This is a genomic window from Nitratidesulfovibrio liaohensis, assembly GCF_011682075.1.
Lineage (GTDB): Bacteria > Desulfobacterota > Desulfovibrionia > Desulfovibrionales > Desulfovibrionaceae > Cupidesulfovibrio > Cupidesulfovibrio liaohensis.
The window spans coordinates 1-1,191 of record NZ_VSMK01000593.1 but is presented as its reverse complement, the minus strand read 5'-3'; the positions used below and the strand labels follow the sequence as shown (position 1 = coordinate 1,191).

At 70.4% G+C, this 1,191-nt stretch carries 2 protein-coding genes and 1 pseudogene; all 3 read left to right on the top strand.

All coding sequences use genetic code 11. The features are described from left to right. The coding region (locus FVW27_RS16430; RefSeq protein ID WP_167127199.1) for a rhodanese-like domain-containing protein at positions 1-427 on the top strand (427 nt) is incomplete at its 5' end. Beyond that, positions 424-933: a hypothetical protein gene (locus FVW27_RS16425; protein WP_167127196.1), complete on the top strand. Its 510-nt coding sequence runs from the start codon at positions 424-426 to the stop codon at positions 931-933. The genes FVW27_RS16430 and FVW27_RS16425, both read left to right, overlap by 4 nt. Positions 934-1,007: 74 nt before the next feature. Beyond that, positions 1,008-1,191 (top strand): annotated as a pseudogene (locus FVW27_RS16420) (hypothetical protein); the annotation flags it as partial.

The window sequence follows — 1,191 nt, the reverse complement described above, 5'->3', positions numbered from 1 at the left end:
GCTTGCGCTGCGCTCGGGCATGCGCGTGGCCGATCTGGCCCAGGCGGAACTGCCCGGCGGCGCCGGCGAACTGTTGCGCCGCGCCGCGGCCGTGCTGTCCAACAAGCTTGCGGGCCGCTACTTCGGCATTACCTCCGACGAATTCATCGCCTCGCGCGAGGCCGGGGCGGAATTCTTCACCCTGGACCTGCGCAGCGCGCCCGACTGGCGCGCGGGCCACGTGCCCGACGCGTACAACATCCCGCACACCCAGTTGCGCAAGCGGTTGCAGGACGAGGTGCCGCGCTTCACCCCCATCGTGCTGGTGGCGGCGACCTCTGATGCTGCCTGGAGCGTGGCCTGCATGCTGGGTGGCCTGGGTGCCACCGACCTTTACGTGCTGGATGGCGGCATGGCCTTCTGGCCCCACGCGCTGGAGACGGCATGACCTTTGAAAAGAACGGCGAGAATCCCGGCAAGGGGGGAAGGCCCCCCGAGCGCACGGGGACTGCCGTCGGGCCGGACGCCCCCGGCAGCTCTCCCGTCACGGGCGGGCGGGGCCGCGTCATGCGGCTGCCCGGCATCAACTGCCGCTTTCACGAGGCGGGGCACTGCGCCGTGGACGAGACCATGAACCCCGGCCTGAACGAGGACTGGCGCTGCGACGAGGAACAGCGCATCGTCCGCGCCTATGACCATTTCCTCGAACAGGCGGAAACGTTCGACCTGTCCTCGGAGCAGGCTACGGCGCTGTGGGAGCGCCGCCTGGCCACCATTCCGCCGCCCGGCGGGTTGTGCGCCGACTACACGCCGCCCCCGCGTTGTCCGTCCTGTACGGGCGGCGGGTGCGGCGACGCGGAGGACTGGCTGGACTGCACCCACTTCCGCGAGGGGGTGTGCGTGCTGCTGCTGCCCCGATGCGACGGCATCTGCGAACGGTTCCAGGGGGCGTGAACGGCCATGGCGTCCTGCGCCCTGTTCCCCGTCCACGCGGTTCCACAGACTTCAAGCCCTTACCGATGGTGACCATGCACAACGCTTCCGAACATCCCGTGCTCTACATTCCGCTGCTGCACCGTGAGCTGGCCCCCGCCTGTCTGCCCGAAGGCGTGGAATTTCTGTCCGCCGGGCTGCCCGCCGCCCCTTCGGTGGCCGGTGGCGCGCCGCAGGCCCCCGCAAACCCCAGCGCAGCCCCGTGGCTCGGAAGAGCAC

Coding starts and splice junctions, on each gene's coding strand:
- FVW27_RS16425 (WP_167127196.1), top strand. CDS start 424: ATGACCTTTGAAAAGAACGGCGAGAATCCCGGCAAGGGGGGAAGGCCC.